This window comes from Microbacterium pollutisoli, from assembly GCF_053586795.1.
This window is the reverse complement of sequence record NZ_JBNYWT010000002.1, coordinates 72,801-97,554: the sequence shown is the minus strand read 5'-3', so window position 1 is coordinate 97,554 and position 24,754 is coordinate 72,801. Positions and strand designations below refer to the sequence as shown.

General features: G+C 70.1%; 23 protein-coding genes and 2 tRNA genes. 19 read left to right on the top strand and 6 right to left on the bottom strand.

The window, feature by feature from the left end:
• The first annotated feature begins 37 nt into the window (after positions 1 to 37).
• The 10 genes from ACQ143_RS05275 (at position 38) to ACQ143_RS05230 (ending at position 11,359) form a co-directional block, all read left to right on the top strand.
• Positions 38 to 1,030, top strand: coding sequence for a carbohydrate ABC transporter permease (locus ACQ143_RS05275; protein ID WP_449569661.1), 993 nt, complete (start codon positions 38 to 40; stop codon positions 1,028 to 1,030).
• Complete coding sequence (locus ACQ143_RS05270; protein WP_449569660.1) at positions 1,027 to 1,968, top strand: carbohydrate ABC transporter permease; 942 nt, start codon at positions 1,027 to 1,029, stop codon at positions 1,966 to 1,968. Before ACQ143_RS05275 ends, ACQ143_RS05270 begins: the two co-directional genes overlap by 4 nt.
• A 2-nt stretch (positions 1,969 to 1,970) precedes the next feature.
• A complete protein-coding gene (locus tag ACQ143_RS05265) occupies positions 1,971 to 2,666 on the top strand; it encodes a hypothetical protein (protein WP_449569659.1) in 696 nt (231 codons plus the stop codon).
• Positions 2,667 to 2,758: 92 nt separating this feature from the next.
• The gene (locus ACQ143_RS05260; RefSeq protein WP_449569658.1) at positions 2,759 to 4,036 is read left to right on the top strand and encodes an ABC transporter substrate-binding protein; all 1,278 of its coding nucleotides are present in this window, start codon (positions 2,759 to 2,761) and stop codon (positions 4,034 to 4,036) included.
• Positions 4,037 to 4,087: 51 nt separating this feature from the next.
• A complete protein-coding gene (gene arfA, locus ACQ143_RS05255; protein ID WP_449569657.1) occupies positions 4,088 to 5,608 on the top strand; it encodes an arabinosylfuranosidase ArfA in 1,521 nt (506 codons plus the stop codon).
• A 172-nt stretch (positions 5,609 to 5,780) separates the two neighbouring features.
• Positions 5,781 to 6,908: a Gfo/Idh/MocA family protein gene (locus tag ACQ143_RS05250; RefSeq protein ID WP_449570129.1), complete on the top strand. Its 1,128-nt coding sequence runs from the start codon at positions 5,781 to 5,783 to the stop codon at positions 6,906 to 6,908.
• A 2-nt stretch (positions 6,909 to 6,910) separates the two neighbouring features.
• Positions 6,911 to 8,113, top strand: a complete 1,203-nt coding sequence (locus ACQ143_RS05245) for a DUF993 family protein (protein WP_449569656.1) — start codon at positions 6,911 to 6,913, stop codon at positions 8,111 to 8,113.
• A 37-nt stretch (positions 8,114 to 8,150) separates the two neighbouring features.
• On the top strand, positions 8,151 to 9,020 hold the full coding sequence (locus ACQ143_RS05240; protein WP_449569655.1) for a sugar phosphate isomerase/epimerase family protein: 870 nt from the start codon (positions 8,151 to 8,153) through the stop codon (positions 9,018 to 9,020).
• Between the two features lie 10 nt (positions 9,021 to 9,030).
• Positions 9,031 to 10,059 (top strand): LacI family DNA-binding transcriptional regulator, encoded by a 1,029-nt coding sequence (locus ACQ143_RS05235; protein WP_449569654.1) that lies wholly within the window; start codon positions 9,031 to 9,033, stop codon positions 10,057 to 10,059.
• 13 nt (positions 10,060 to 10,072) lie between these two features.
• Positions 10,073 to 11,359, top strand: a complete 1,287-nt coding sequence (locus ACQ143_RS05230; protein ID WP_449569653.1) for a glycerate kinase — start codon at positions 10,073 to 10,075, stop codon at positions 11,357 to 11,359.
• Positions 11,360 to 11,632: 273 nt separating this feature from the next.
• Here ACQ143_RS05230 and pgm read toward each other — a convergent pair whose 3' ends face one another.
• Positions 11,633 to 13,276, bottom strand: coding sequence for a phosphoglucomutase (alpha-D-glucose-1,6-bisphosphate-dependent) (gene pgm, locus ACQ143_RS05225; protein ID WP_449569652.1), 1,644 nt, complete (start codon positions 13,274 to 13,276; stop codon positions 11,633 to 11,635).
• A 34-nt stretch (positions 13,277 to 13,310) separates the two neighbouring features.
• On the opposite strand from pgm, the gene pheA reads away from it, so the two are divergent.
• Positions 13,311 to 14,309 (top strand): prephenate dehydratase, encoded by a 999-nt coding sequence (gene pheA, locus ACQ143_RS05220; protein WP_449569651.1) that lies wholly within the window; start codon positions 13,311 to 13,313, stop codon positions 14,307 to 14,309.
• A gap of 406 nt (positions 14,310 to 14,715) precedes the next feature.
• Here the strand turns inward: pheA and ACQ143_RS05215 are convergent, their stop codons facing one another.
• Positions 14,716 to 15,762, bottom strand: coding sequence for an MsnO8 family LLM class oxidoreductase (locus ACQ143_RS05215; protein WP_449569650.1), 1,047 nt, complete (start codon positions 15,760 to 15,762; stop codon positions 14,716 to 14,718).
• Between the two features lie 89 nt (positions 15,763 to 15,851).
• Positions 15,852 to 16,877 carry a diacylglycerol/lipid kinase family protein gene (locus ACQ143_RS05210; protein ID WP_449569649.1) on the bottom strand — a complete coding sequence of 342 codons (1,026 nt, stop codon included), beginning with the start codon at positions 16,875 to 16,877 and terminating at the stop codon, positions 15,852 to 15,854.
• Positions 16,878 to 16,939: 62 nt separating this feature from the next.
• Between ACQ143_RS05210 and serS the strand changes: the two genes are divergently transcribed.
• The 4 genes from serS (at position 16,940) to ACQ143_RS05190 (ending at position 20,708) form a co-directional block, all read left to right on the top strand.
• Positions 16,940 to 18,217: a serine--tRNA ligase gene (serS, locus tag ACQ143_RS05205; protein ID WP_449569648.1), complete on the top strand. Its 1,278-nt coding sequence runs from the start codon at positions 16,940 to 16,942 to the stop codon at positions 18,215 to 18,217.
• Positions 18,214 to 19,131, top strand: coding sequence for an HAD family hydrolase (locus tag ACQ143_RS05200; protein ID WP_449569647.1), 918 nt, complete (start codon positions 18,214 to 18,216; stop codon positions 19,129 to 19,131). The genes serS and ACQ143_RS05200 overlap by 4 nt, the downstream gene beginning before the upstream one ends.
• 166 nt (positions 19,132 to 19,297) lie before the next feature.
• Positions 19,298 to 19,382: transfer RNA gene (locus ACQ143_RS05195), tRNA-Ser, on the top strand.
• 18 nt (positions 19,383 to 19,400) lie between these two features.
• On the top strand, positions 19,401 to 20,708 hold the full coding sequence (locus ACQ143_RS05190) for an LCP family glycopolymer transferase (RefSeq protein WP_449569646.1): 1,308 nt from the start codon (positions 19,401 to 19,403) through the stop codon (positions 20,706 to 20,708).
• Positions 20,709 to 20,789: 81 nt separating this feature from the next.
• On the opposite strand, the gene ACQ143_RS05185 is transcribed toward ACQ143_RS05190, so the two are convergent.
• On the bottom strand, positions 20,790 to 21,305 hold the full coding sequence (locus ACQ143_RS05185; protein WP_449569645.1) for a MarR family winged helix-turn-helix transcriptional regulator: 516 nt from the start codon (positions 21,303 to 21,305) through the stop codon (positions 20,790 to 20,792).
• A gap of 293 nt (positions 21,306 to 21,598) precedes the next feature.
• Between ACQ143_RS05185 and ACQ143_RS05180 the strand changes: the two genes are divergently transcribed.
• The 3 genes from ACQ143_RS05180 (at position 21,599) to ACQ143_RS05170 (ending at position 22,537) form a co-directional block, all read left to right on the top strand.
• Entirely contained in the window at positions 21,599 to 22,012 is a 414-nt protein-coding gene (locus ACQ143_RS05180) for a DUF7882 family protein (RefSeq protein ID WP_449569644.1), read from the top strand.
• Entirely contained in the window at positions 22,009 to 22,272 is a 264-nt protein-coding gene (locus ACQ143_RS05175; protein ID WP_449569643.1) for a hypothetical protein, read from the top strand. The genes ACQ143_RS05180 and ACQ143_RS05175 overlap by 4 nt, the downstream gene beginning before the upstream one ends.
• A gap of 173 nt (positions 22,273 to 22,445) precedes the next feature.
• Positions 22,446 to 22,537: transfer RNA gene (locus tag ACQ143_RS05170), tRNA-Ser, on the top strand.
• A 52-nt stretch (positions 22,538 to 22,589) separates the two neighbouring features.
• Here ACQ143_RS05170 and ACQ143_RS05165 read toward each other — a convergent pair.
• Both ACQ143_RS05165 and ACQ143_RS05160 read right to left on the bottom strand, forming a co-directional pair.
• A complete protein-coding gene (locus tag ACQ143_RS05165) occupies positions 22,590 to 23,705 on the bottom strand; it encodes a tyrosine-type recombinase/integrase (RefSeq protein WP_449569642.1) in 1,116 nt (371 codons plus the stop codon).
• Positions 23,702 to 23,914 carry a helix-turn-helix transcriptional regulator gene (locus tag ACQ143_RS05160; protein WP_247961563.1) on the bottom strand — a complete coding sequence of 71 codons (213 nt, stop codon included), beginning with the start codon at positions 23,912 to 23,914 and terminating at the stop codon, positions 23,702 to 23,704. The genes ACQ143_RS05165 and ACQ143_RS05160 overlap by 4 nt, the downstream gene beginning before the upstream one ends.
• Positions 23,915 to 24,020: 106 nt before the next feature.
• On the opposite strand from ACQ143_RS05160, the gene ACQ143_RS05155 reads away from it, so the two are divergent.
• Entirely contained in the window at positions 24,021 to 24,731 is a 711-nt protein-coding gene (locus ACQ143_RS05155; protein ID WP_247961562.1) for a hypothetical protein, read from the top strand.
• The last annotated feature ends 23 nt before the right edge of the window (positions 24,732 to 24,754 follow it).

Below are 24,754 nucleotides of genomic sequence, written 5' to 3'. Positions count from 1 at the left end.
ATCCCCGCGCTCCCCTCATCACATCTGGAGTACCCCCGTGAGCACCACTGCGACGAGAGTCCTCGTCACCGGAGACAAGCGCCGCCGCTCGCTCGTGCCGCGCCGACGGCCCGAGGACCTCGACCGGCCCGGCCAGCGCGCCCGTCAGCGCAAGGAGACCTTCGCCGGCTACGGCTTCCTGGTGCCGTGGCTCATCGGGTTCTTCGGCCTGACCATCATCCCGATGGTCTACTCGCTGTACCTGTCGTTCACGCGGTACAACATCTTCCAGCCGCCCAAGTGGATCGGCTTCGACAACTACATCCGACTGTTCACGAACGACCCGCAGTTCATCCAGTCGGCGCAGATCACCCTCATCTACGTGCTCGTGGGCACCCCGATCACCCTGGCCGCGGCGCTCGTGGTCGCCATGCTGCTGAACTACCGCGACAAGGGCGCGGGCTTCTTCCGCTCGGCCTTCTACGCGCCGAGCCTGATCGGCGGGTCGGTCAGCGTCGCCATCGTGTGGCGCGCGATGTTCGCCACCGACGGCCCCGTCGACAACTCGCTGAACTTCTTCGGCCTCGACCTGGGCGGATGGATCGGCAACCCGACGCTGGTGCTGCCGGCCATGATCGTCCTGTCGATCTGGCAGTTCGGTGCCACGATGGTCATCTTCCTGGCCGGGCTCAAGCAGATCCCCAAGGAGCTCTACGAGGCCGCCGAAATGGACGGCGCGAACGCCTGGCACCGGTTCCGTGCCGTGACCATCCCCATGCTGTCGCCGGTGATCTTCTTCAACCTGCTGCTGGGCCTGATCGGCGCCTTCCAGGTGTTCGCGTCGGCGTACATCATCTCGAACGGCTCGGGTGGGCCGGCGGGCATGACCAACTTCATCACCCTGTATCTGTACAAGCGAGGATTCGCCGACGGCCAGATGGGTTACGCGGCCGCGATCGCCTGGGTGCTGCTGGTCGTCGTCGCCATCATCGCCTTCATCCTCTTCCGCACCCAGCGCAACTGGGTGCACTACGCGGGAGACAACCGATGAGCACTTCCCACGCCGCCACGACCTCCGGCGCCGCGTCCACCCCGGTGTTCGCCGCCCAGCAGACCGTCCCGGCCGGCCCGCCGCCCCGTCGCCGGAAGGTCAAGCGCAAGACCTGGCAGACCGTCGTCTGGTTCGTCGTGCTGCTGGCCCTCACCGCGATCGTGCTGTACCCGCTGGTGTGGCTGTTCTTCTCCACGTTCAAGCCCAACAGCGAGTTCGGTCAGAACTCCGCGCTGCTGCCGAACAGCCCCACCTTCGACAACTACGTCAAGGTGATGGAGGGCATCGCCGGGGTGCCGATGTGGAAGTTCTTCTGGAACTCCCTGGTGCTGGCGGTGCTCGCCGTGGTCGGCACCGTCATCTCCAGCGCGCTGGCCGCCTACGCGTTCGCGCGCGTGCAGTTCAAGGGCCTCGGCATCCTGTTCGCCGCGATGATCGGCACGCTGCTGCTGCCGTTCCACGTCGTGATCATCCCGCAGTACATCATCTTCAACAACTTCGGGCTGGTCGACACGTTCTGGCCGCTCGTGCTGCCGAAGTTCCTCGCCACCGAAGCGTTCTTCGTGTTCCTGCTCGTCCAGTTCATGCGCCAGATGCCGCGCGACATGGACGAGGCGGCACGCATCGACGGCGCCGGGCACATCCGGATCTTCTGGGCGATCATCCTTCCGCTGATCAAGCCCGCCCTGATCACCTGCGCGATCTTCAGCTTCATCTGGAGCTGGAACGACTTCCTCGGCCCGCTGCTGTACCTCACCAGCCCCGAGAACTACCCGCTGCCGGTCGCGCTGCGCCTGTACAACGACCAGACGTCGACGAGTGACTACGGCGCCACCGTCACCGCGAGCTTCATCGCGCTGCTGCCGGTGCTGCTGTTCTTCCTGGTCTTCCAGCGCTTCCTCGTCGACGGCGTCGCCACGCAAGGACTCAAGGGCTGATCATGGCCGTCACGATGATGGATGCCGGTGCCGGCACCGGCGGGAAGGCGCGAAGCCGCAGCGCCGAACGCGCCGCCCGCCGCGCGGCCCTTTCGGGCAGCGGACCCACCCGTGACGACGCGTCGCCGGCGCCGAACCCGGGAGCCCGGGCGAAGTTCGCCCTGTTCGGCGAGGTGCTGCTGATCGGACTGCTCATCACATTGGCCGGCATCCTCGTGGTGACCCTGCCCGCAGCGCTGGCCGCCGGCATCCGCCATCTGCGCCGGTTCGTGGCCGCGGAGGATTCGCGCGTCAGCCTGTTCTGGGCCGACTTCCGGCGCGCGGTGCTACCGGGCGCGGCCGTCGGGGTGGGCGCCGTCGTGCTCACGGTCATCCTCCTGCTCGACATCGATGTGGCCCGGTCCGGGTTCCTGCCCGGCGGCGCCGTGATCGAAGTCGTCGGCTGGGTGGGACTGGCGGTGCTGGCCCTCGTGCTGCTGGCCGCGGCCGGCGCATGGACGCTGGAGACGGGATGGCGCGGCGCGCTGCGCGCGGTGCCGGGCATCGTCCGCGGCGATCTGGCCGGGGGGCTGTACCTCGCGGCGACGGCCGTGTTCGTCGGCGTCGTGACCTGGGCGCTGGCGCCGCTGTTCATCCCGGCCATCGGCTGCGCCGCCCTGGCGGTCGTCGCCATCCCCGAGCGGCGCCGCGGCCGCTGATCGGCGCGGCCCACCGGCCCGCGATACTCCTCCTTCCGACCCCGTCCGTCCCGGGCGCGGCACATCCCACCCCGATATCGAAAGGCAACACCATGACACACCGTCGACGCGCACTGCCTCTGGTCACCCTCGTCGCTGCGGGTGCTATCGTTCTCGCCGGATGCAGTTCGGACGAGCCACGCGCCGCGTTCGATCCCGACGAGGAAGTTTCGCTCACCTTCGCCTTCTGGGGCAACGACGACCGTGCCGATCGCTACAACCAGCTCATCGCGGCGTTCAACGAAGAGCACCCCAACATCACCATCAACACCACCTTCACCGACTTCCCCAGCTACTGGGAAAAGCGCGCCACCGAGGTCGCCGGCGGCGGGCTGCCCGATGTCTTCCAGTTCTCCGACAGCTACCTGCGCCAGTATGCCGAGCCCGGGCACATCCTCGACCTGGCCGAAGTCGCCGACTACATCGACTTCGCCACGTTCGAGGACTCGCTGCTGGGCACGGGGCGGCTGGGCGACGTGCAGTACTCATTGCCCACCGGCTACAGCATGTGGGCCAACTTCGTCAACGACGACCTGCTGGCCGCGCACGGAATCACGACCCCGGCCGGCGGCACCACGTTCGACGAGTTCGACGAGTGGATGACGGAGGTCACCGAGGCCGGTGCCGACGAGGTCTATGGTGGCACCGACTACACGCAGCGGATTCAGACGTTCGAACTGTCGCTGCGCGCCGACGGCAAGAACCTTTACACCGAAGACGGCGAACTCGGCTTCACCAAGGATGAGCTGCGCGCCTACTGGGAGTCGGGCGCCGACCTGCGCGACGACGTCGCCGTGCCGCAGCAGCGGCTCGAGGAGCTCAACCCCATGTCGGGCTTCGGTGCCCAGCTCACGGCGAGCGAGATGAGCTGGAGCAACTTCCTGGGCGGCTACCTCGCCGACTCGGGGGCATCGTCGATCTCGATCGTCGCACCGCCCAGCGCGAAGCCCGGCGCCAAGGACCTCTACCAGCAGGGCGGGCTGCAGATGGCGATCGCCGAGAACACCGACCATCCCGAGGCGGCGGCGATCTTCCTTGACTTCGTCGTCAACAGTGCTGAAGCCGGCGAGATCTTCGGCACGACGCTCGGGTTCCCCGCGTCGTCGAGCAAGCTGGCCGGCACCACCCTTGAGGGTGTCGACAAGCAGGTCGCCGACTACATCGCTTCGGTCGCCGACCGCGTCGGCGACGCGCCCCCGGTACCCGTCGTGGGCTACGGCTCGCTCGAGCAGACCTTCTGGGATCTCGGCAAGGAACTGGGCCTGGGCACCAAGACCGTCGACGAGGCCGTGGACGGCTTCTTCACGGAAGCCGACGCGATCCTCGGCTGACGCCACCGGCATCCGACCCCACCCGGCATCCACCGCAGAAAGGGACCGCACATGACCGACGCCACCGGGCGGCTCGACCCCCGCGCCGAGATCGCCGACATCGATCGGCGCCTGTTCGGCGGCTTCGTCGAGCACCTCGGGCGCCACATCTACGACGGCATCCACGAGCCGGGTCATCCCGCCGCCGACGCCGACGGATTCCGCACCGACGTGATCGAGCTCGTGAAGGAGCTCGGCGTCTCAACCATCCGCTACCCCGGGGGCAACTTCGTGTCCGGGTACAAGTGGGAGGACGGCATCGGCCCGGTCGCGCAGCGCCCGCGCCGGCTCGACCTGGCCTGGCACTCGACCGAGACCAACGAGGTGGGGCTCCACGAGTTCCAGACGTGGCTCGACAAGGTCGGCAGCGACCTCATGCTCGCCGTCAACCTCGGCACGCGCGGCACCCCCGAGGCCCTCGACCTGCTCGAATACGCCAATGCGGACGCCGATACCGACTGGACGCGGCAGCGCGCGCAGAACGGCCGCGCCGAACCGTTCGGCGTGAAGATGTGGTGCCTGGGCAACGAGATGGACGGCCCCTGGCAGCTCGGCCACCGCAACGCGGACGACTACGGCAAGCTCGCCTCGCGCACCGCCAAGGCCATGCGCATGCTCGACCCGGACCTCCAGCTGGTCGTGTGCGGCTCGTCGAGCCGCGGGATGCCCACGTTCGGGTCGTGGGAGCGCACGGTGCTCGAGCACACCTTCGACGACGTCGACTTCATCTCCTGCCACTCCTACTACCAAGAGCACGGCGGCGACGCCCAGGAGTTCCTCGCCTCCGGCGTCGACATGGCGCGGTTCATCGAGTCGGTCGCCGCGATCGCCGACGCGGTGGCGGCCGCGAAGAAGAGCGACAAGCGCATCATGATCTCGTTCGACGAGTGGAACGTCTGGTACCTGCACAACGAGGACGGCGGCCAGGACGACAAGCCCCGTGAGCCGGGCTGGCCGGTCGCCCCGCGCCTGCTCGAAGACCGGTACCACGCGCTGGACGCCGTCGTGTTCGGCGATCTGCTCATCACGCTGCTGCAGCACGCGGACCGGGTGCGCTCGGCCTCGCTCGCCCAGCTGGTCAACGTCATCGCGCCGATCATGACCGAACCGGGCGGTCCGGCGTGGAAGCAGACGACGTTCTTCCCGTTCTCACTCACCTCGCGCCTGGCCGGACAGCGCGCCGTGCGCGTGGAGGCCGGCGGCGGCACGTTCGCCAGCAGCCGGTTCGGGCAGGTCGCCAACCTCAACGCGGTCGCCACGGTCGACGACGACGGCGTCTCACTGTTCATCGTCAACCGCTCGACGGTGGATGCCGAACAGGTGCGCCTGGATCTCTCCGACGTCACGCGGGTGTTCGGCCGTGACCTGGCTGTCGTCGAGTCGCATCTGATGCACGAAGACGACGTGTACGCGGCCAACTCCCTGGACGAGCCCACCCGCGTCGGCGTGCGCGATGCCGGCGCCGAGGTGACCGACGGCCGGCTCCACCTCGCCCTGCCGGCCGTGTCCTGGGCTGCCGTCCGCCTCGCATGACCCGGCTCGGGAAGCGCTTGCGGAAAGCGTCTTCCGATGTCATGATGGAGAAACTGGAAAGCGCTTACCGCTAGTGGTGGCAATGAACGAAGGAAGCACAGTGTCAGAGACGACCACCTTGGCCGCCCCCGCGGCATCCACTCGCCCCGACGTGCGCGAGATCGGCATCATCATGAACGGCGTCTCGGGCCGCATGGGCTACCGCCAGCACCTGGTGCGCTCGATTCTCGCGATCCGCGACCAGGGTGGCATCGAGCTGCCCGACGGCACGAAGATCACCGTCAAGCCGCTGCTGGTCGGCCGCAGTGAGGGCAAGCTCGCCGAGATCGCTGCCCAGCACGGCATCGAGGACTACACGACCGACCTCGACGCCGCCCTCGCCGACCCGCGGTGGGAGATCTACGCCGACTTCCTCGTGACCAAGGCGCGCGCCGCGGCGCTGCGCAAGGCGATCGCCGCCGGCAAGACCATCTACACCGAGAAGCCCACCGCCGAGTCGGTCGACGAGGCGCTCGAGCTCGCCAAACTCGCCGCCGCGGCGGGCGTGAAGACCGGCGTCGTGCACGACAAGCTGTACCTGCCCGGTCTGCTGAAGCTGCGCCGCCTGATCGACTCGGGCTTCTTCGGCCGCATCCTCTCGGTGCGCGGCGAGTTCGGCTACTGGGTCTTCGAGGGCGACTGGCAGCCCGCCCAGCGCCCCAGCTGGAACTACCGCACCGAAGACGGCGGCGGCATCATCGTCGACATGTTCCCGCACTGGAACTACATCCTCGAGAACCTGTTCGGCGGCGTGAAGTCGGTCTACGCACAGGCCGCCGTGCACATCGCCGACCGCTGGGACGAGCGGGGTGAGCACTACAACGCCACCGCGGAAGACGCCGCCTACGGCGTGTTCGAGCTCGACGGCGGCGTCATCGCGCAGATCAACTCGAGCTGGACCACGCGCGTCAACCGCGACGAGCTCGTCGAGTTCCACGTCGACGGCACGCACGGGTCGGCGGTGGTGGGCCTGTTCGGTGCGAAGATCCAGCACCGCAACGCGACCCCCAAGCCGGTGTGGAACCCCGACCTGGCCGACGACCACGACTACGACGCCGACTGGGCCGCCGTGCCGACCAACGATGTGTTCCAGAACGGCTTCCGCCAGCAGTGGGAGGAGTTCCTCGCCTCGTGCGTGCTGGGCACCGAGTACGAGTACGACCTGCTCGCCGGCGCGCGCGGTGTGCTGCTGGCCGAGGCCGGCCTGCAGTCGAGCCGTGAGGGCCGCAAAGTCGAGCTGCCGGCGCTGACCCTGGACTGACCATGACCGATCTGACCCTCCTCGCCGCCGACGGCGGACTGACCCGCACGGCATTGGTCGACACGTCCGGCTACTCCCGGCCGTCCGGGCCGCTGCGCAGCCGCGTGGCCTACGCCGCCGCGCACGTGGTGCCGGTCGTGCACGGCGACAACACCCCGGGCCGCCCGGCCCAGATCGACTGGGACGCCACCCTCGCCTTCCGGCGCAACGTGTACTCCTGGGGACTCGGCGTCGCCGACGCCATGGACACCGCGCAGCGCAACATGGGCCTGGATGCCGCGGCCACCCGCGAGCTGATCGCCCGCTCGGCCGAGGTCGCCCGCGAGGAGTCGGGCTCGGTCGTCGTCGGCGTGAACACGGACCACGTCGACGACGACCGCATCTCGCTGGCGCAGATCATCGATGCCTACACGCAGCAACTGCACTTCGCCGAGGAGCAGGGGGCCGGGCCGGTCCTCATGGCGTCCCGCCACCTCGCCCGGGTCGCGACGTCGGCCGACGACTACCGTCACGTGTACCGCGAGGTGCTCGCCGCGGCATCCACCCCCGTCGTGCTGCACTGGCTGGGCACCGCGTTCGACCCGCAGCTGGAGGGCTACTTCGGCAGCACCGAGTGGGGCGCGGCGTCCGACGTGCTGCTGGAGATCATCGGAGAGAGCGTCGACAAGGTCGCGGGCGTGAAGATGAGCCTGCTCAACGCCGAGTCCGAGGTGTCGGTGCGCCAGCGGCTGCCCGAAACGGTGCGCATGTTCACCGGTGACGACTTCAACTACGTCGGACTCATCGGCGGCGCCGACGTGCCCGAGGCCACACAGCCCGAGCGCGACCCCGCGTCGCCCCGTCAACACTCCGACGCGCTGCTGGGCGCGTTCGCGGCGCTGGCCCCGGTCGCCTCGGCGGCCATCCAGGCGCTGGATGCCGGGGACCCGGCCCGCTACCTTCAGGTCCTCGGGCCGACCGAGGAGCTGAGCCGCCAGGTGTTCGCCGCGCCGACGTTCTACTACAAGACGGGTGTCGCGTTCCTTTCGTGGCTCAACGGCCACCAGCCCGCCTTCCAGATGGTCGGCGGACTGCACTCGGCACGGAGCCTGCCCCACCTGTCGCGCATCGTCGAGCTGGCCAACGCCGCGAAGGCCTTCGAGCGGCCGGCCCTGGCGGCTGAGCGCTGGCACGGTCTGCTGCGTCTCAACGGCCTGGATGCCTGAGCCGTCTGCCCTCTTCCCACCCCGAACGGAGTCACCGATGACCACCCCCGACCCGCGCCTGTCGATCAACCAGGCCACCGTCAAGCACGCCGATCTGGCCACCGCGCTGCGCGTGACCGCCGAGGCCGGCGTGCAGGCCACCGGCACCTGGCGCGAGCCGGTGCAGGAGGTCGGGCTGGCCACCGCCGCCCAGATGCTCACCGACTCCGGGCTGCGGCTGACCACGCACTGCCGCGGCGGGTTCTTCACCCTGCCGGAGGGGTCGGCGCGTCGGGCCGCGCTCGATGACAACCGGGTCGCGATCGAGGAGACCGCGGCGCTGGCCGCCGCCGGCGCGGAGGGGTCCACGGCCGTGCTCGTGCTGGTCGCGGGGGGCCTGCCCGACGGATCGCGTGACCTGGTCGGCGCGCGTGAGCGGGTGCGCGACGCGATCGGCGAGCTCGCCGGCGACGCGTCCGCCGCCGGGGTGACCCTCGCCATCGAGCCGCTGCACCCTATGTACGCGTCCGACCGCTGCGTCGTGTCCACGCTGAACCAGGCGCTCGACATCGCCGCCGACTTCGACCCCGCCGTCGTCGGTGTGACCGTCGACACGTTCCACATCTGGTGGGACCCCGAGGTGCTGGCATCCATCGCCCGCGCCGGCGCGGAGGGCCGCATCGCGACCTACCAGGTGTGCGACTGGAAGACGCCGCTGCCGGCCGACGTGCTGCTGGGTCGACACTACCCGGGCGACGGGGTCATCGACTTCGGGCCGATGACCCGCGCCGTCCTGGCCACCGGTTATGACCGCGACATCGAGGTCGAACTGTTCAACGAGGACATCTGGGCCACCGACCCGCTCGAGGCCGTGAAGCGCACCGCCGTGGGCTTCGCCTCCGCGGTGTCCCCCCACCTCACGGCCTAGACTCACGATCGTGACCGACGTCTCCGCCCGCAGCCGTTCCGCGACGCTCCACGATGTGGCGCGCGAGGCCGGTGTGTCCCTGGCGACCGCCTCACGCGTGCTCAACGGCTCGACGCGGCAGGTCGCGCAGTCCTACCGCGACCGGGTCGAAGCGGCCGCCGCCAAGCTCGGCTACACGGCCAACCTGTCGGCCCAGGCCACCGCGCGCGGCACAAGTGCCGTCATCGCGCTGCTGGTGGCCGACATCGCCGACCCCTACTTCGGCATCATCGCCTCGGGCGTGGCCCGCGGCGCCGACGAGGCCGGACTGGTGATGACCATCGCGATCACCGAGCGCGACCCCGAGCGCGAAGTGCAGGTCGTGCGGGCGTTGCGCGGTCAGCGTCCCCGCGGGGTGATCCTCGCGGCCTCCCGCGCCTCGCACGAGATCGCGCCGGACCTGGCCCGTGAGCTCGACCTCGTCGCCGCCGCCGGCGGCCGCGTCGTGGCGCTGGGCACCGGATCCGACACCGTCCGGGCGATCACGATCGACAATCATGGGGGTGCGCAGGCGTTGGGCGCCGCGCTGGCCGACCGGGGGTACCGCGACGCGATCGTGCTGGCCGCCGCCGACGGCGTCGTGACCAGCGACGCGCGTCTGGCCGGGTTCACCGCCGGGTTCACCGCCGGCGGCGGCCGCGAACCCCGCGTTTACCGCGGCGGCTTCACCCGCGAGGCCGGGGCCGAGCTCATGGCGCAGGCGCTGGCCGACGGGGTCGAGTCGGGCACGGTGGTGTTCGGCATCAGCGACGTCGTCGCCATCGGAGCCCTGACGGCCGTGCGCGCCGCGGGGCGGGAGCCCGGACCCGACATCGCCCTGTGCGGCTTCGACGACATCCCGACCGGCCGCGACGTGTCACCCGCGCTGACGACCGTGCGGGTGCCGCTCGAAGAGCTCGGCTACCGGGCGCTGCGCGCCGCCGTCGACGCCGACTGGCACGACGGCGAGGCGCCGCTGCGGCTCGACGTGCTGCTGCGCGACAGCACGCCCGCCCGCTGATCGCGGTGCCCGCGTGACCCGCGTCGTCTTCGCCCTCGACAGCTTCAAGGGCTCGATCACCGCCGCCGATGCCGTGGCCGCGGTGGCCGACGGGTGGCGCTCGGTCGAGGAGTCGGTCGACGTCGTCGCCCGACCCATGGCCGATGGTGGCGAGGGCACGGTGGCGGCGTTCGCGGCCGCCGTCCCGGGCGCGCGACGAATGCCCGTGGTGGTGCGGGGGCCGCAGGGCGGCGACGTCGATGCGCACTGGCTGCTGCTGCCGGACGGCACCGGGGTGGTCGAACTGGCCTCGACCAGCGGCATCGAACTGCTCGGGGAGCAGCGGCTGCCCTGGGACACGGACACCTACGGCTTCGGTCAGGCCATCGCCGCCGCCCTCGACCACGGCGTGACGCGGCTCGTGCTCGGCATCGGATCGAGCGCGTCGACCGACGGCGGAGCCGGCATGCTGATGGCGTTGGGCGCCCGGGTGCTCGACGCCGACGACCGGCCCGTGGCGGCGGGCGCCCGCGGGCTCGAGGACGCGGACCGGGTCGACATGAGTGGATGCCGGCCGCTCCCGGCCGCCAGCGCGCTGGTGCTCACGGATGTCACCAACCCGCTGCTCGGTCCCTCGGGGGCCGCCGCCGTGTTCGGCCCGCAGAAGGGGCTCGACGCCGATGGCGTGGCGCGCGCCGACGCGGCGCTGGCGCGGTTCGCCGCGCTGGTGTCGGCCGCGGCGGACGTGGCGGGTGGCGTGGCTGCGGGCCCGGCGGTGGCCGGTGGCGCCGGTGCGGGCGACGTGGGGACCGTGCCTGGTGGTGCCGATGCGGGGGAGGTGACTCGCGCGGCGGATACAGCTGAAGCGACCGGCGCGGCGGGTGCGGTGGCGGGCGCGTCCGGTGCGGGGGCGCGGATCGATCCGACCGCACCGGGGACGGGCGCCGCCGGAGGTACCGGGTTCGCCCTCCACGCCTGGGGCGCCCAGCTTGTGCCCGGCGCCGCGCAGGTCGCCGAGCTCATCAGGCTGCGCGAGGCCCTCGCGGGCGCCGACCTCGTGGTCACCGGCGAGGGATCATTCGACGGCCAGTCCGCGGCCGGCAAGGTGCCGGCTTTCGTGGCCGATCTGGCTGCCGCCGCCGGCGTGCCCGTCGCCCTGGTCGCGGGCCGCATCGCCGAGGATGCCGACCTGTCGGCGTTCACGGCATCCTTCTCACTCAGCGTGTTGGCCGGTGGCCCCGCGGCCTCGCAAGCAGAGCCCGCTCGCTGGCTGCACGCCGCCGGCGTCGCGCTGGCCGAGGCCTTCGCCGCCGAGCGCTGACCCCCGCTGCGTAAGTTGGCGCGCATGGGGGTTACTCCTGCGCAATACCCCGTGTTTGCGCCAACTTCCCGCGCCCAGACCTGGCCCCGCTGCGCAATTTGACGCGTGTGGGGGTTACCCGGGCGCAATACCCCATGTTTGCGTCAAGTTGACGCATCCCAGACCTTGGCCCCGCTGCGCAACTTGGCGCGTGTATGGCATTCCTGGGCGAAATACCCCATGTTCGCGCCAAGTTTCACGTGACGCTGGGCCTACCACGCCGGCCGGCCCGGGTCAGCCCGCGTCGAGCGCGGCCGCCACGACTGCCCGCGCCTCCTCCTGCACCTCGGCGAGGTGCTCGGGCCCGCGCAGGGATTCGGCGTAGAGCTTGTACACGTCCTCGGTGCCCGACGGCCGGGCGGCGAACCACGCGTGCTCGGTCTGCACCTTCACCCCGCCGATCGCGGCGCCGTTGCCGGGCGCGTGGGACAGCTTCGCGGTGATCGGCTCGCCGGCCAACGTGTCGGCGGTGACGGCATCGGGCGACAGCTTCGCCAATGCCGCCTTCTGCGCGGGGGATGCCGGGGCGTCCACGCGCTGGTACGCCGAGGCGCCGAACTCTGCCTCCAGTTCGGCGTAGCGCTGGGAGGGCGTCTTCCCGGTGACCGCGAGGATCTCGGCCGCCAGCAGGCACAGCAGGATGCCGTCCTTGTCGGTGGTCCACACGGTGCCGTCCGAACGGAGGAACGACGCGCCCGCCGACTCCTCGCCGCCGAACGCGACCGAGCCGTCGAGCAGACCGGGGACGAACCACTTGAAGCCGACGGGCACTTCGAGCAGGCGGCGTCCGAGCGAGGCGGCCACGCGGTCGATGATCATCGACGACACGAGGGTCTTGCCGACGGCGGCGTCCGCGGGCCAGCCCGGGCGGTGGCGGAAGAGGTAGTCGATCGCGACGGCGAGGTAGTGGTTCGGGTTCATGAGCCCGGCATCCGGAGTGACGATGCCGTGCCGATCGGCGTCGGCGTCGTTGCCGGTGAGGATGTCGTACTCGTCGCGGCGTGCCACCAGCGCCGCCATCGCCGACGGCGACGAGGGATCCATCCGAATCTTCTCGTCCCAGTCCAGGGTCATGAACCGCCACGTCGGGTCGACGTCGGGGTTCACGACCGTCAGGTCGAGGCCGTAGCGCTCGCCGATCAGCGCCCAGTACTCGACCGAGGCGCCACCGAGCGGGTCGGCGCCGATGCGCACGCCTGCACGCCGGATCGCCTCGACGTCGATGATGTCCTTCAGGTCCGCGACGTAGGCCTCGCGGAAGTCATGGCTGCCCAGCGTCGCGGTGTCGATGTCGGCGAACCGCGTGCGGACAACGCCCTCCAGGCCGGCCTCGATCAACGCGTTGGCCCGGTCGGCGATCCAGCCGGTCGCATCGGTGTCGGCCGGGCCGCCGTGCGGCGGGTTGTACTTGAAGCCGCCGTCGCGCGGCGGGTTGTGCGAGGGAGTGACGACGATCCCGTCGGCGCGGCCGGGGTCGTCGGCGGTGCGGCCGCGGTTGTGGGTGAGGATCGCGTGCGACAGCGCCGGAGTGGGCACCCACGAGTCGCGGGCGTCCACGCGCACATCGATGCCGTTGCCGACGAGCACTTCGATGGCCGAACGCTCGGCCGGGCGGGACAGGCCGTGGGTGTCGCGGCCGAGGAACAGGGGGCCGGTGATGCCCTGCTCACGTCGGTAGTCGACGATCGCCTGGGTCGTGGCCAGGATGTGGTCCTCGTTGAAGCTCGCCGTCAGCGACGATCCGCGGTGCCCGCTCGTGCCGAACGCGACCCGCTGGGCCGGCACCGCAGCATCCGGTTTGCGGTCGTAGTACGCGTTGATAAGTTCATCGACGTCGATCAGATCGGATGCTTCAGCGGGCTGTCCTGCGCGGCTCATGGACTCAGTCTGCCTCTTTCAGGGCCGTGATGTCATGGCCGGGTACGAACCCCGACGGCTAGGCTTGACCCCCGTGAGTACCGATCCCGCCGCGCCCGTCCGTCGCACCTACAGCTACCTCGGACCGGCCGGGACCTTCACCGAGGCCGCGCTCGCGCAGGTGCCCGAAGCCCGCGACCAGGTCTGGAAGCCGGTGCGCAACGTCGGCGAAGCGCTCGCCGACGTCGTCGAAGGGCGATCGGATGCCGCGATGATCGCCATCGAGAACTCCGTCGACGGCGGGGTCTCCACCGCGCAGGACGCGCTGGCCACCACGCCCGGGCTGCGCATCGTGGGGGAGTACCTCGTCCCCGTCGACTTCGTGCTGGTCAGCCGGCCCGGTCAGCGACTCGAAGACGTGTCGCTCGTGGCCGCCCACCCGGTCGCATACGCGCAGTGCCTGCGCTGGCTGAGCACTCATCTGCCCGAGCACGCGCACATCCCGGCGGCCAGCAACGTGGCCTCGGCCGTCGGCATCGTCGACGGCATCAGCGATGCGGATGCCGCGATCGCGCCGCCCGGCATCCTCGAGCACTACGATCTCGAACTGCTGGCCGAGCACATCGGCGACAACGAGAGCGCCGTGACGCGGTTCGTGCTCGTGAGCCGCACCGTCGCGCCGGCGGAACCCACCGGGGCCGACAAGACGTCGCTCATCGTCGAGCTGCCCGAGGACCACCCGGGCGCCCTGCTCGAGCTGCTCGAGCAGTTCGCGACCCGCGGCATCAACCTGTCGTTGCTGGCCTCGCGCCCCATCGGCGACGCGCTGGGCCGCTACCGGTTCGTCATCGACGCCGACGGACACATTCACGACGAGCGCATGGCCGACGCGTTGCTGGGCCTGCGGCGGTTCTCCCCGAAGGTGATCTTCCTCGGGTCGTACCCGCGCGCCGACCGCGCGATCGTGCGGTACCCGGAGCGCTACTCCGACGACGTGTTCGTCGAAGCCCGCGACTGGCTCCGCGGCCTCATCTCCGGCGAGCCCGACGCCTGACCTGGCGCTTCGGGCACTTCCCCTGTCGCGACTTCGGGCGCTTCCCCTCTCGCGACTTCGGGCGCTTCCCCTGTCGCGACTTCGAGTGCTTCGCCTGTCACAAAGTGCGCCCCGCACCCGCCCTTTGTGACAGCCGAGCAGCCGGGCCAGTCGCCGGGTGCTTTGCAGCCGCAGTCGGATCGCTCGCCGAGCACTTCCCCTGTCACAGATTGCGCATCGCACCCGCCATTTGTGACAGCCGGACCGCCGGATCATTCGCCGGGCGCTTCGCGGCCGCAGCCGCGCCCGGATCACTCGCCTAGTGCTTCGCCTGTCACAAAGTGCGCATCGCACCCGCCGTTTGTGACAGGCGAGCAGCCGGATCACTGCAGCCGGGTGCTTCGTGGCCGCAACCGCGTCGGCCGGCTCAGCCGGCGGCGAGTTCGAGGGTGGCGGCGCGGCCGCCCGGGGCGTCCATCGGCTCGTCGTGGTAGGCGCCGGCGACCGGCGAGATCATCACCTCGTCGACGTCGTACTGCGCGGCGAACGCCGCGATGCGGCTGGGGACGTCGGCCCCGGTGCCCATGAACCAGCGCCGACGGATCGCGTCGATGATCGGTGCGCCCAGCCCGTCGGCCGCCTCGGCGGCAGCCGCCTGCTCGACGGTCTCCAGCGCCACGAGCGGCCGGTTGCCACGCAAGCGCGCCATCATCCGGATCTGGGGGAGCGCCCGTGCCTCGGCCTCTTCGATCGTCGCGGCGGCCACGACGTTCGCGGTGAGGAACGTGCGGGGCGCGGCGAGCGTCGCCGAGGGCTGGAACTGCGAGCGGTACAGGTCCAGGGCCCGCTCGAGCCCCTCGCCGGAGAAGTGGTTCGCGAACACGTAGGGCAGCCCGAGGGCTGCGGCCAACTGCGCGGAGTAGTCGCTCGACCCGAGCAGCCACACTTCCGGCGCGCTCGTGGCCGTCGGCGTCGCGTGCACGTCGTACGTACCGCCCGATGTGAATCGCACGGTGGCGCCGTCGGCCGACAGCAGCGAGATGATGTCGCGGATGTGCTCGGGGAAGCGCTCGACGTCGCTCGTGGTGCCCGACATGCGCAGCAGTTGGGTGATGACCGGGTCGCTGCCGGGCGCCCGCCCGATGCCGAGGTCGACCCGTCCCGGCGCCAGCGCCTCGAGCGCCGCGAACTGCTCGGCGACCACGAGCGGGGAGTGGTTGGGCAGCATCACGCCGCCCGACCCGACTCGCACCCGGGTGGTGCGCACGGCGGCCGCGGCCGCGAGCACCGGCGGGGTGGTCGAGGCGACCGCCGGCATGTTGTGGTGCTCGGCGAACCAGTACCGCCGGTAGCCCAGCTCGTCGGCGCGCTGCGCGAGGGCGAGTGAAGCCGCGACCGCTTGCGCGCTGGTCTGCCCGGTACGCACGGGCACAAGGTCGAGGACGGACAGGGCGGGGCGGTCGGGAGTACTCATCCCCAGGGACAACCCGGGTCCGGCATCCGGCATTCCGGCCAGTGAGTGGATGCCGGTGCCTGGGCGCCTCAGACCGGTGCCTCGGCGCCTCAGACCGGCACGGCCTCCGGCGCGGCCGCAGGCTCCAGCGCGCGGTGCCCGTGCGGAACAGCGACGATGAGCGACCCGGCGGCGACGCGCACCGCCAGGTGCACGGCCTCGCCGAACTCGTCGCCGTCGAGCTGCACGGGCTGCGCGGCCTGGGCGGCCACGTCGATGCCGGTGCCCTTCGTGTAGCGGATCGAGTTGTCCCGGGTGCTCAGAGCCAGGATCTTGCGGCCGGCCCGGAACCGGCGCAGCACGCTGTTGTCCCACGCCACCCGCCGCCACACCAACAGCCAGCCGAGCGGGTTCTTGGGCTGGAAGATCGCGAAGTCGAGCTGTCCGTCCGCGACCGAGGCCTCAGGGATCAGCTCGAGACCGGCCGGCAGCGACCCGCAGTTGGCGATGAGCACGCTCTGCACCTGGGCGCGGTGCATCCGGTGGCCGGTCACCTGGTACATGACGGGGAACGGCTTGGCGTTGACCAGTGACCGTGCGGCGCCGTCGACGTACGCGACCCAGCCGACCTTCTTCTTGAGGTCCCCACTGGTGTTCGCGATCATCGCGGCATCCAGCCCCATCCCGCCCATGACGACGAAGGCGTGCTCGACCGTCTCGCCGTCCGGACGGCGCAGCGCCGCGAAACCGACGTCGATCGCACGCGTCTCACCGTCGAAGGTCGCGCGCACCATGGCCTCGGGATCGTCCAGCGGCAGGCGCAGGTTGCGGGCGAGCAGGTTGCCGGTGCCGCTGGGCACGATCGTCAGCGGCACGCCAGACCCGCTCATCGCCTCCGACACCGCGCGGACGGTGCCGTCGCCGCCGGCCACCAGCACCGCATCGACCCCCTCCTTCAGGGCCACGCGCGTGATGTCGTCACCGAGGTCGTCGATGGTGGTCTCGAAATCCAGCGGCTCCGCCCACCCCGCCTCGGCGGAGCACCGTACGACGGTCGCGCGCAACTCGTCGGCGTCCGCCTTGATCGGGTTGCAGATCAGTGCCGCGCGGCGGGGGGAGCTCGGAGCGTCCGTCATGATGGTCACGATAGCGCCCGGCCGCGCGGGGGAGCCTTGCGGCTCGTCGGTAGACTTGCCGGATGATCGATCTCGCCCTCCTCCGAGACAATCCCGAGCTGGTCAAGCGCTCGCAGGTGGCGCGGGGCGAGTCGCCCGACACGGTGGATGCCGCTATCGCCGCCGACCGCGATCGCCGGGCCGCCCTGGCGCTGTTCGAAGAACTCCGGGCGACGCAGAACGCGCACGGCAAGAAGGTCGCACAGGCGCCGAAGGAGCAGAAGGCAGCGCTGGTGGCGCAAGCCAAGCAGCTCAGCGACGACGTCAAGGACGCCCAGCGCGCGGTCACCGCCGCCGAAGAGGCCGCCACCGCAGCCATGGCGCGGATCGAGAACATCATCATCGAAGGGGTGCCGGCCGGGGGAGAGGACGACTTCGTCACTCTGCGCACCCACGGCGAGCCGGCCGTGTTCGACTTCGACCCGCGCGATCACCTCGCACTCGGCGAAAAGCTCGGCGCCATCGACATGGAGCGCGGCGCGAAGGTCTCGGGCGCCCGGTTCACCTTCCTCACCGGCATCGGCGCGCGGCTCGAACTCGCGCTCATGAACCTGGGCCTCGAGCGGGCGGTCGCGGCCGGCTTCATCCCCATGATCCCGCCGACGCTCGTGCGTCCCGAGGTCATGCGCGGCACCGGGTTCCTGGGGCAGCACGCCGACGAGGTCTATCACCTCGACGGTGAGGACCTGTACCTGGTCGGCACCAGCGAGGTGCCGCTGGCGGGCTACCACATGGACGAGATCATCGACCTGTCGGCGGGCCCGAAGCGGTACGCCGGCTGGTCGACCTGCTACCGGCGCGAAGCAGGCGCCGCCGGCAAGGACACCCGCGGCATCATCCGCATGCACCAGTTCAACAAGCTGGAGATGTTCGTCTACACGACGCAGGACGAGGCCGAGGCCGAGCACTTGCGGCTGGTGGAGATGCAGGAGGCCATGCTGCAGGACCTCGGGCTGGCATACCGCGTCATCGACGTCGCCGCAGGCGACCTCGGTTCGTCGGCCGCCCGCAAGTACGACGTCGAGGCGTGGGTGCCCACGCAAGGCGCGTACCGGGAGCTGACCTCGACCTCGAACTGCACCACGTACCAGGCGCGGCGTCTCGATGTGCGTCACCGGCCGCTCGTGGACGGACAGCCGGGCAAGACCGAGTTCGTCGCGACCCTCAACGGCACGCTGGCCACCACACGCTGGATCGTCGCGCTGTTGGAGACCCACCAGCAGGCGGACGGGTCGGTCGTGATCCCCGAGGTGCTGCGGCCCTACCTGGGAGGGCTCGAGGTCGCGGAGTCGATCGCGTGAACGACGCGCATCTGCCCCCGACCGGGGCCGTGGAGGTCGTCCGGCCCGAGACCGCGGCCGAGATCGTCGAGGAGATCGCCGAAGACGCCGAGAACCCCGCGGTCGTCTCGACCCGCCTGCTCATCGCACTCGACGTCGACGGCACGGTGGTGCTGGAGGACGAGTCGCTGAGCCCGGGGGTGGTGGATGCCATCGCCCACGCGCAGCGGGCGGGGCACGAGGTCATGCTCGCGACGGGCAGGTCGTGGGAGGGCACGCGCGGCATCCTGCGGGTGCTCGGGATCACACCGGAGTATGTGGTGTGCTCGAACGGCGCGGTGACCCTCAAGCGCGTGGACGGCGACTTCGGCGAGGAACTGCACTACGAGCGCGTACACGTGGAGACGTTCGATCCTGCCGAGGTGCTGCACCTGCTGCGCGAGCACCTGCCGGATGCGCGGTACCTCGTGGAACTGCCCGACGGCAGGCGGCGCTACACGGAGTTCATGGACGACTGGAACCTGCAGAACGCGCGACGCGTCCCGTTCGAGGAACTCGCCGCGCAGCCGGTGTGCCGCGTGGTCGTCGTCTCGCCCGAAGACACCGACCAGGATTTCGTCGAACTGGTCTCGCGCATCGGCCTGAACGAGGTCTCCTACGCGGTGGGCTGGTCGGCATGGCTGGACATCGCCCCGCAGGGCGTCGACAAGTCGACGGCTCTCGAACGGGTGCGGGTGTGGCTGGGCATCGGTCCGGAGGACGTGCTGGTCATGGGCGACGGCCGCAACGACGTCGGCATGCTGCGGTGGGCGCGCGATCACGGCGGCCGAGCGATCGCCATGGCGCAGGGCCCCGAAGAGGTGCGTGCCGAGGCCGGTGAGACCACCGCCTCGGTCCAGGCCGGCGGGGTCGCCGACGTCCTGCGTCGGCTGTAGCCGCGGCCCGGTCGAGCCCGGCAGGTTTCTGCTCGGCGCATGTGAGTTCCGCCTCACACGCCGGGATCGGCGTCATTCAGCGCCTCCACAGCCGGTTGCGCGAGAATTGGTCGCCGGTCCTCGACTAGACTCGACCCCTGTTCGATGGATGCCGCGTGCATCATCGGGAGGGTTGTCCGAGCGGCCGAAGGATCCGGTCTTGAAAACCGGTGGGCAGCAATGTCCCGTGGGTTCGAATCCCACACCCTCCGCACCCTGAAAGGACGCCCGTGAGCGAGAGCCCCGAGCAGAAGGCGTCGCGGCGCCGACAGCCCGTCGCCCGCCACGGCATCCTGACCTCCCCGCACCCGCTCGTGCAGCTGCTGCAGGTGCTGACGGCGGTGGTCGCGGTCGTGATCGTCAGCGCGCTGGTGGTCGGCGGGTTCGCGGTCTGGGATTCGGCGCGTGCGCTCGATGAGAGCGGCGTGTCGATCGGCGACGACGAGTCGACGCTGCCGCCCACGCTCGGTGAGATCGAGGGCGGCGTGAACGTGCTGGTCGTGGGCACCGACTCGTGCGAGGGGCAGGATCTCGAGCTCTTCCCGCGGTGCAAGCACGACGACGGCGGTGAGCGCAACGACGTCACCATGCTCGTGCACATCAGCGATGACCCGCGCCGGGTGACGGTCGTCTCCTTCCCGCGCGACATGGTCGTGCCGATCCCGTCCTGCCCCGACGGTGAGGGCGGCAACTATTCGGCCATGAGCGCGCAGATGATCAACTCGTCGTACATGTACGGCGGGCTGCCGTGCACTGTGCTCACGGTCGAAGAGCTCACCGGCGTCGACATCCAGTACGCCGCAGCGATCCGCTGGACCGGCGTGATCAACATGTCCGACGCCATCGGCGGCGTGGACGTGTGTGTCGAAGACGACATCAGCGACAAGCACACGGGTCTCAACCTGACCGCCGGCAACCACACGCTCGTCGGCAACGAGGCCCTGCAGTTCCTCCGCATCCGCCACGGCATCGGCGACGGCTCCGACCTCGGCCGCATCTCGAACCAGCAGCAGTTCATGAGCTCGATGGTGCGCAAGCTGCAGTCCGGCGGCGTGCTGGGCAACCCCGGCACCCTGCTCAACCTCGCCACGACCGCCGTCCGGCAGGTCAATCAGGGGCAGCTCGTGCTCAGCAGCACTCTGACCAACCCGCAGCGCATGGTGCAGATCGCCATGGCTGTGCGCAACGTCAAGTACGAGGACATCGTGTTCGTGCAGTATCCGACCGCCTATGCGACCGGCGGGGCGCGCGTCGTGCCGGTGTACGACGCCGCCGAGGTGCTGTTCACCGCCCTCGCCGAGAACAAGGCCCTCACGCTCACGGGGGAGGCCAGTGGCGGGAACGGCGTCGAGGTGGTCGGCGAGGCCGAGGCGCCCGGCGGTGGCACGACGGCCACCCCGGATCCCGACGTCACCCCCGATCCCGCGACGACACCCGACGGCGCGCAGACGCCGGCGCCCGATGAGTCGGTCGATCTGCCGGATGTGATCCCGGGGCAGACCGCGGCTCAGGTCACCTGCACGCGCGCCGAGCGCTGACCTCGGCGAAAGGATGCCGGGGAAGCACCCCGGCGGCGTGCTCCGCGCAACGCGGTGCGAACTCGGTCTGCCGCGTGCAGGTCAGGCGGTGGTGGTGCGCGCCGCGAGGCGATCGAGTGCGGCGGTGAGCTGATCGATCACCCCGGCGGCGATCTCCGCCTCGTGCGGGGGCAGAGTCTCGATGACCTCGACGATGGCGGAGTGGTGTGCGCCGAAGACCCGGTCGACGTGGTCGATCGCCTCCTGGCTGGGGAAGAGGAAGTGTGCGCGGCGGTCGTGGGGGTGCTGCTGTCGTGTGACATAGCCGCGGCGCACGAGGCGATCGACCACGTTGGTCACGGTGGCGCTGGAGGTGTCCAGCATGATCATGAGGTCTTTGGGGCTGATGTTGCGCTGCTCACGATGTCCCTGAACCAGGTACCGCAGCGCGGTGAGATCCAGGGACGCCATTCCCGATGCGGCGAGCGATCGGTCAGTCTGCACACGCTCTGAGTTGCGGAAATGCAGGATCGCGGTGCTGAGCAGGCGGCCGGCCTCCGTGCTCGGCTCTTCTGCGTACAGATGCTCACCCTCGTGAAGTACGACTGTCTTCGGCATGCGACCCCCTCGGTTGTCCCAGTTCCTCGCCGATGTTTCCCAACTTTAGTAGTACAGCGTACAGCACAGGATCTAAGAAAAGTAGAAAGTAGTACACCAACCGTGATACACATTTACTTAGTTGCCTAGTTGGTGCGAAAAGTGGGAGAAGAGAATGGCTCAGAACGTTCGATCGACCGAGACGCACGAAGCCCCTGTGGCCGCCCCGTTCGTGGCGCTCGGGGTTGACCTTGTGCCCCAGGTGCGTCCGTTGCGACAGGGCGGTCTCGCCGATCTGCTCGCCCTTCGTCGCCGTGACCGCCGCCAGCGCGCGGCCTGATACGCCGAATCCCGGCATCCACCACCCAAGCGATAGGAGCGCTGACATGGGACAGTTGCATTACGGATACGGTTGCGATCCGCTGGAGATTCCGGATCGCGTGCTCGCCCACCTGCGGGTCGTGGCGACGACGAAGTTGCGCCGCCAAGAGAGTTTTCCGCTGACGTTCATCTCGCCGGAAGAGCAGGCCGGCTCGGGCCGGACCACCCTCTGGATGCACGCGGCGATTCCGCTGCGATTCGAGTTCGAATGCGCGGAACCGGCGGTCATCGAGCGGGACTTCCTGCAGCAGCTGGGCGAGGAGGCGAACTCGGCGAACGGCATCGTGATCGACGGTCGCATCGAGGCACCGATCGAGATGAAGACACGGAAGGCGGTGGCGGCGTGAACACCGCCGGGCTGACAGCGATGTCGGCCACGTCCCGCCTCATCCTCGACCCGCTGGACAAGGATGCGTGGCGGCTGCGGGACCTCGCCGTCGATCCCGCGGACGCCGCGAGCGTCGTCGCCTATGTCGAACGACCCCGCAAGGGGCGCTACGAAGTCACGTGGCTGTCGGATGGACCCACCACCGAAATCGTGCCGAACCCGGATGTGCTCTTCCGCCGCGCGGAGGAGATGCTGCGCGGAGGGGAGGTGGTGCACTGATGGACGAGCTGGACGACCAGGTGGACGAGTTCGAAGACGCGCTGGAACGTGAGTGGCGCCTGATCTACGGGATCCCGTCCGACGAGCCGGCCGCGGCCTGACCGGGACGGGCGCGCCGTCCACTTCGGTTATGATTGCTGAGCGTGTCCGTGCGCTTGCGCGCCCGGACACCTGGAGACGTCGCATAGTCAGGCCTAGTGCACCACCCTGCTAAGGTGGAGTCCCCGTAAGGGGACCGAGGGTTCAAATCCCTCCGTCTCCGCCATTTTTCCCAGGTCAGGAGCCGTTTTCGCGGCTCGACTGTTGGGTGCTGGCGGTCAGAGTCCGAGGCTCGGACCCTTCGAGGTGACCCCCAGGTGACCCCCGCTGCGGCCGAAGTCCTCGGCGGCGGCGAGGCGGCGCACGTGGTCGCGGCGCTGGCCTTCGCCGAGGACGTGCGCGTAGACCGCGAGCACGGTGCGCGCATCGTCGCCCAGGTACTCCGCGACCTCGTGGACCGGGGTGCCGAGACGCAGCCAGGTCGATGCGGCGAAGTGCCGGAGCGCGTGGCGGCGGAAGCCGAGCGGGAACTTGCGGGCGACGCCCACCGAGAGCTGACCGCCTTGCTGGTTGGTGAACAGGTAGTCGTCGGCGGCCTTGCCCGTCGCGTAGTGCCGGAAGATCGCCAGAGCGCGCGGCGAGAGCGGGACGGGGCGCGTGCCGCGCCAGGACTTCGGTGCCTTCTCCTCGTAGCGGTCGGAGTGGGATCGCTCGACGTTGAGCTGAGGGATTGGCACCTCGGAGAGCCAGTGGACGCGGATCGCGCGCAGTTCGCCCCAACGCACGCCGGTCAGAGACATGAACTCGAACACGTCCGCGATATCCGAGCGGCGCTGACGCAGGGCGGCGAGCACCGCGGCGACCCGGCGCGGGGAGGGAATCTCGTTCGGGTTCACCGCGCGCAGGGCGACGGTGCCCAGCTCGGGAATCTTCTTCATGGTCCGCACCGGGTGCGGCTGGTGCAGGAGCCCCTGTTCGTCGGCGTAGGTGAACAGCGCGCTCAGCGTCGTCTTGGCGCGGGCGACGGTCGAGGCGGCCTTGCCTCCGCGCAGCTCCCCGAGCAGGTGGGAGCGGATGTCGTCGGCCTGGATGGACGCGAGCGGCCGGGTGAGCATCTTCGCGGGAAGCGCGTCGAGGTTGTTGCGGTCGGTGTCCACGGTGTGCGGGTTGCCGCCCTGTCGTGCGGCGAGGAACATCGTCACCAGCTCTTGCAGCGTGAACGATCGCTTGGGCGCGAGGGGTCGGCCCGTTTCGATGAGGTGTTTCTGCTTGCGCTCCCAGACTTCGGCCGCGCGCTTGGTGTCGAACGACTTGGACGCCACGAGCGTGCGGCCGGACTTCACCCGGACGAGGTAGTAGGTCTTGCCTGCCTTGGTGGTGCGCGGCTCGATCACTCGACCACCCCCGCCAGGCGCTCCACGTCGATGCGTCGGTAGACGCGCTTGTGCTGGGTGAGCCGAATCGGCTCCACCGGAGCCTGGCCGGACACGGCGAGGGCGCGCAGGGTCGTGCGGTGGATGCCGAGCAGCGCGGCGGTCTCCTCCTCGGAGTAGAACAGCGGCGCCGGCCCGGTCTGCGCGACGCCCTCCGCGCTCTCACCCATCCTGGCCCCCTCCGCGTATCAGATAGTTGCGGATATTTGAGATTATACCGCCACGCAGATAACCGCAACTACATGAGATAACTCCCAGGTTCGCTAGACTCGTGCCATGCCCGCATCCCTGCGTCGCCCCGGCGATCAGTCCTACGACGGCCTGATCGTCCGCGCTGATTTGCCCGACGGGTGGCATCTCGCGTCCAGGTTCCCCGGCGAGCGGGACGACGACGCGAGCGCGCAGATCGACGCGATCCTGGGCTACAACGACCATGTGGTCACCGAGGGACAGCGGCAGGCGCAGCTCGACTCCGAGGCGAACGAGACGATCGACGGGCGCTGGCGCTACATCGAGCACACCGCCACGGCGACCCGCGTGCTGATCCGCCTCCAGCGGCAGATGTTCGCCGTGCCCGAGGAGGTGCGGATCACCGGCGTCGTCTACCTGCCCTGGCGACCAGGCGACCCGATCACCAGTCAACTGCTCCGCGAGCTGCCGACCGCCCGGATCGAGGCGGCGATCAACAAGCGCCTGTTCGCCATGACACGCACCGAGACGATCACCGGCGGCAGGATCGTCCTGCCCTCCGGCCGCAAGGTGTCCGAGCGCGACTTGCTCAAGCCCCTTGGTGACCCGAAGAAGACGCCCGACTTCTACGAGCTAGTCGCCCTCCAGCACGGCAGGCTCGCCGCCAAGGGCGACCCGAACCCGTCAGCGACGATGGCCGACATCAGCGGTGTCGCGCTCTCCACCGCGCAGGGCTGGGTCACCCGCGCCCGCGCCCGCGGGCTGCTCCCACCGGGACGCCAGGGCCGCGCCGGATAGCCGGACTCGTCCGCTCTCCCAGA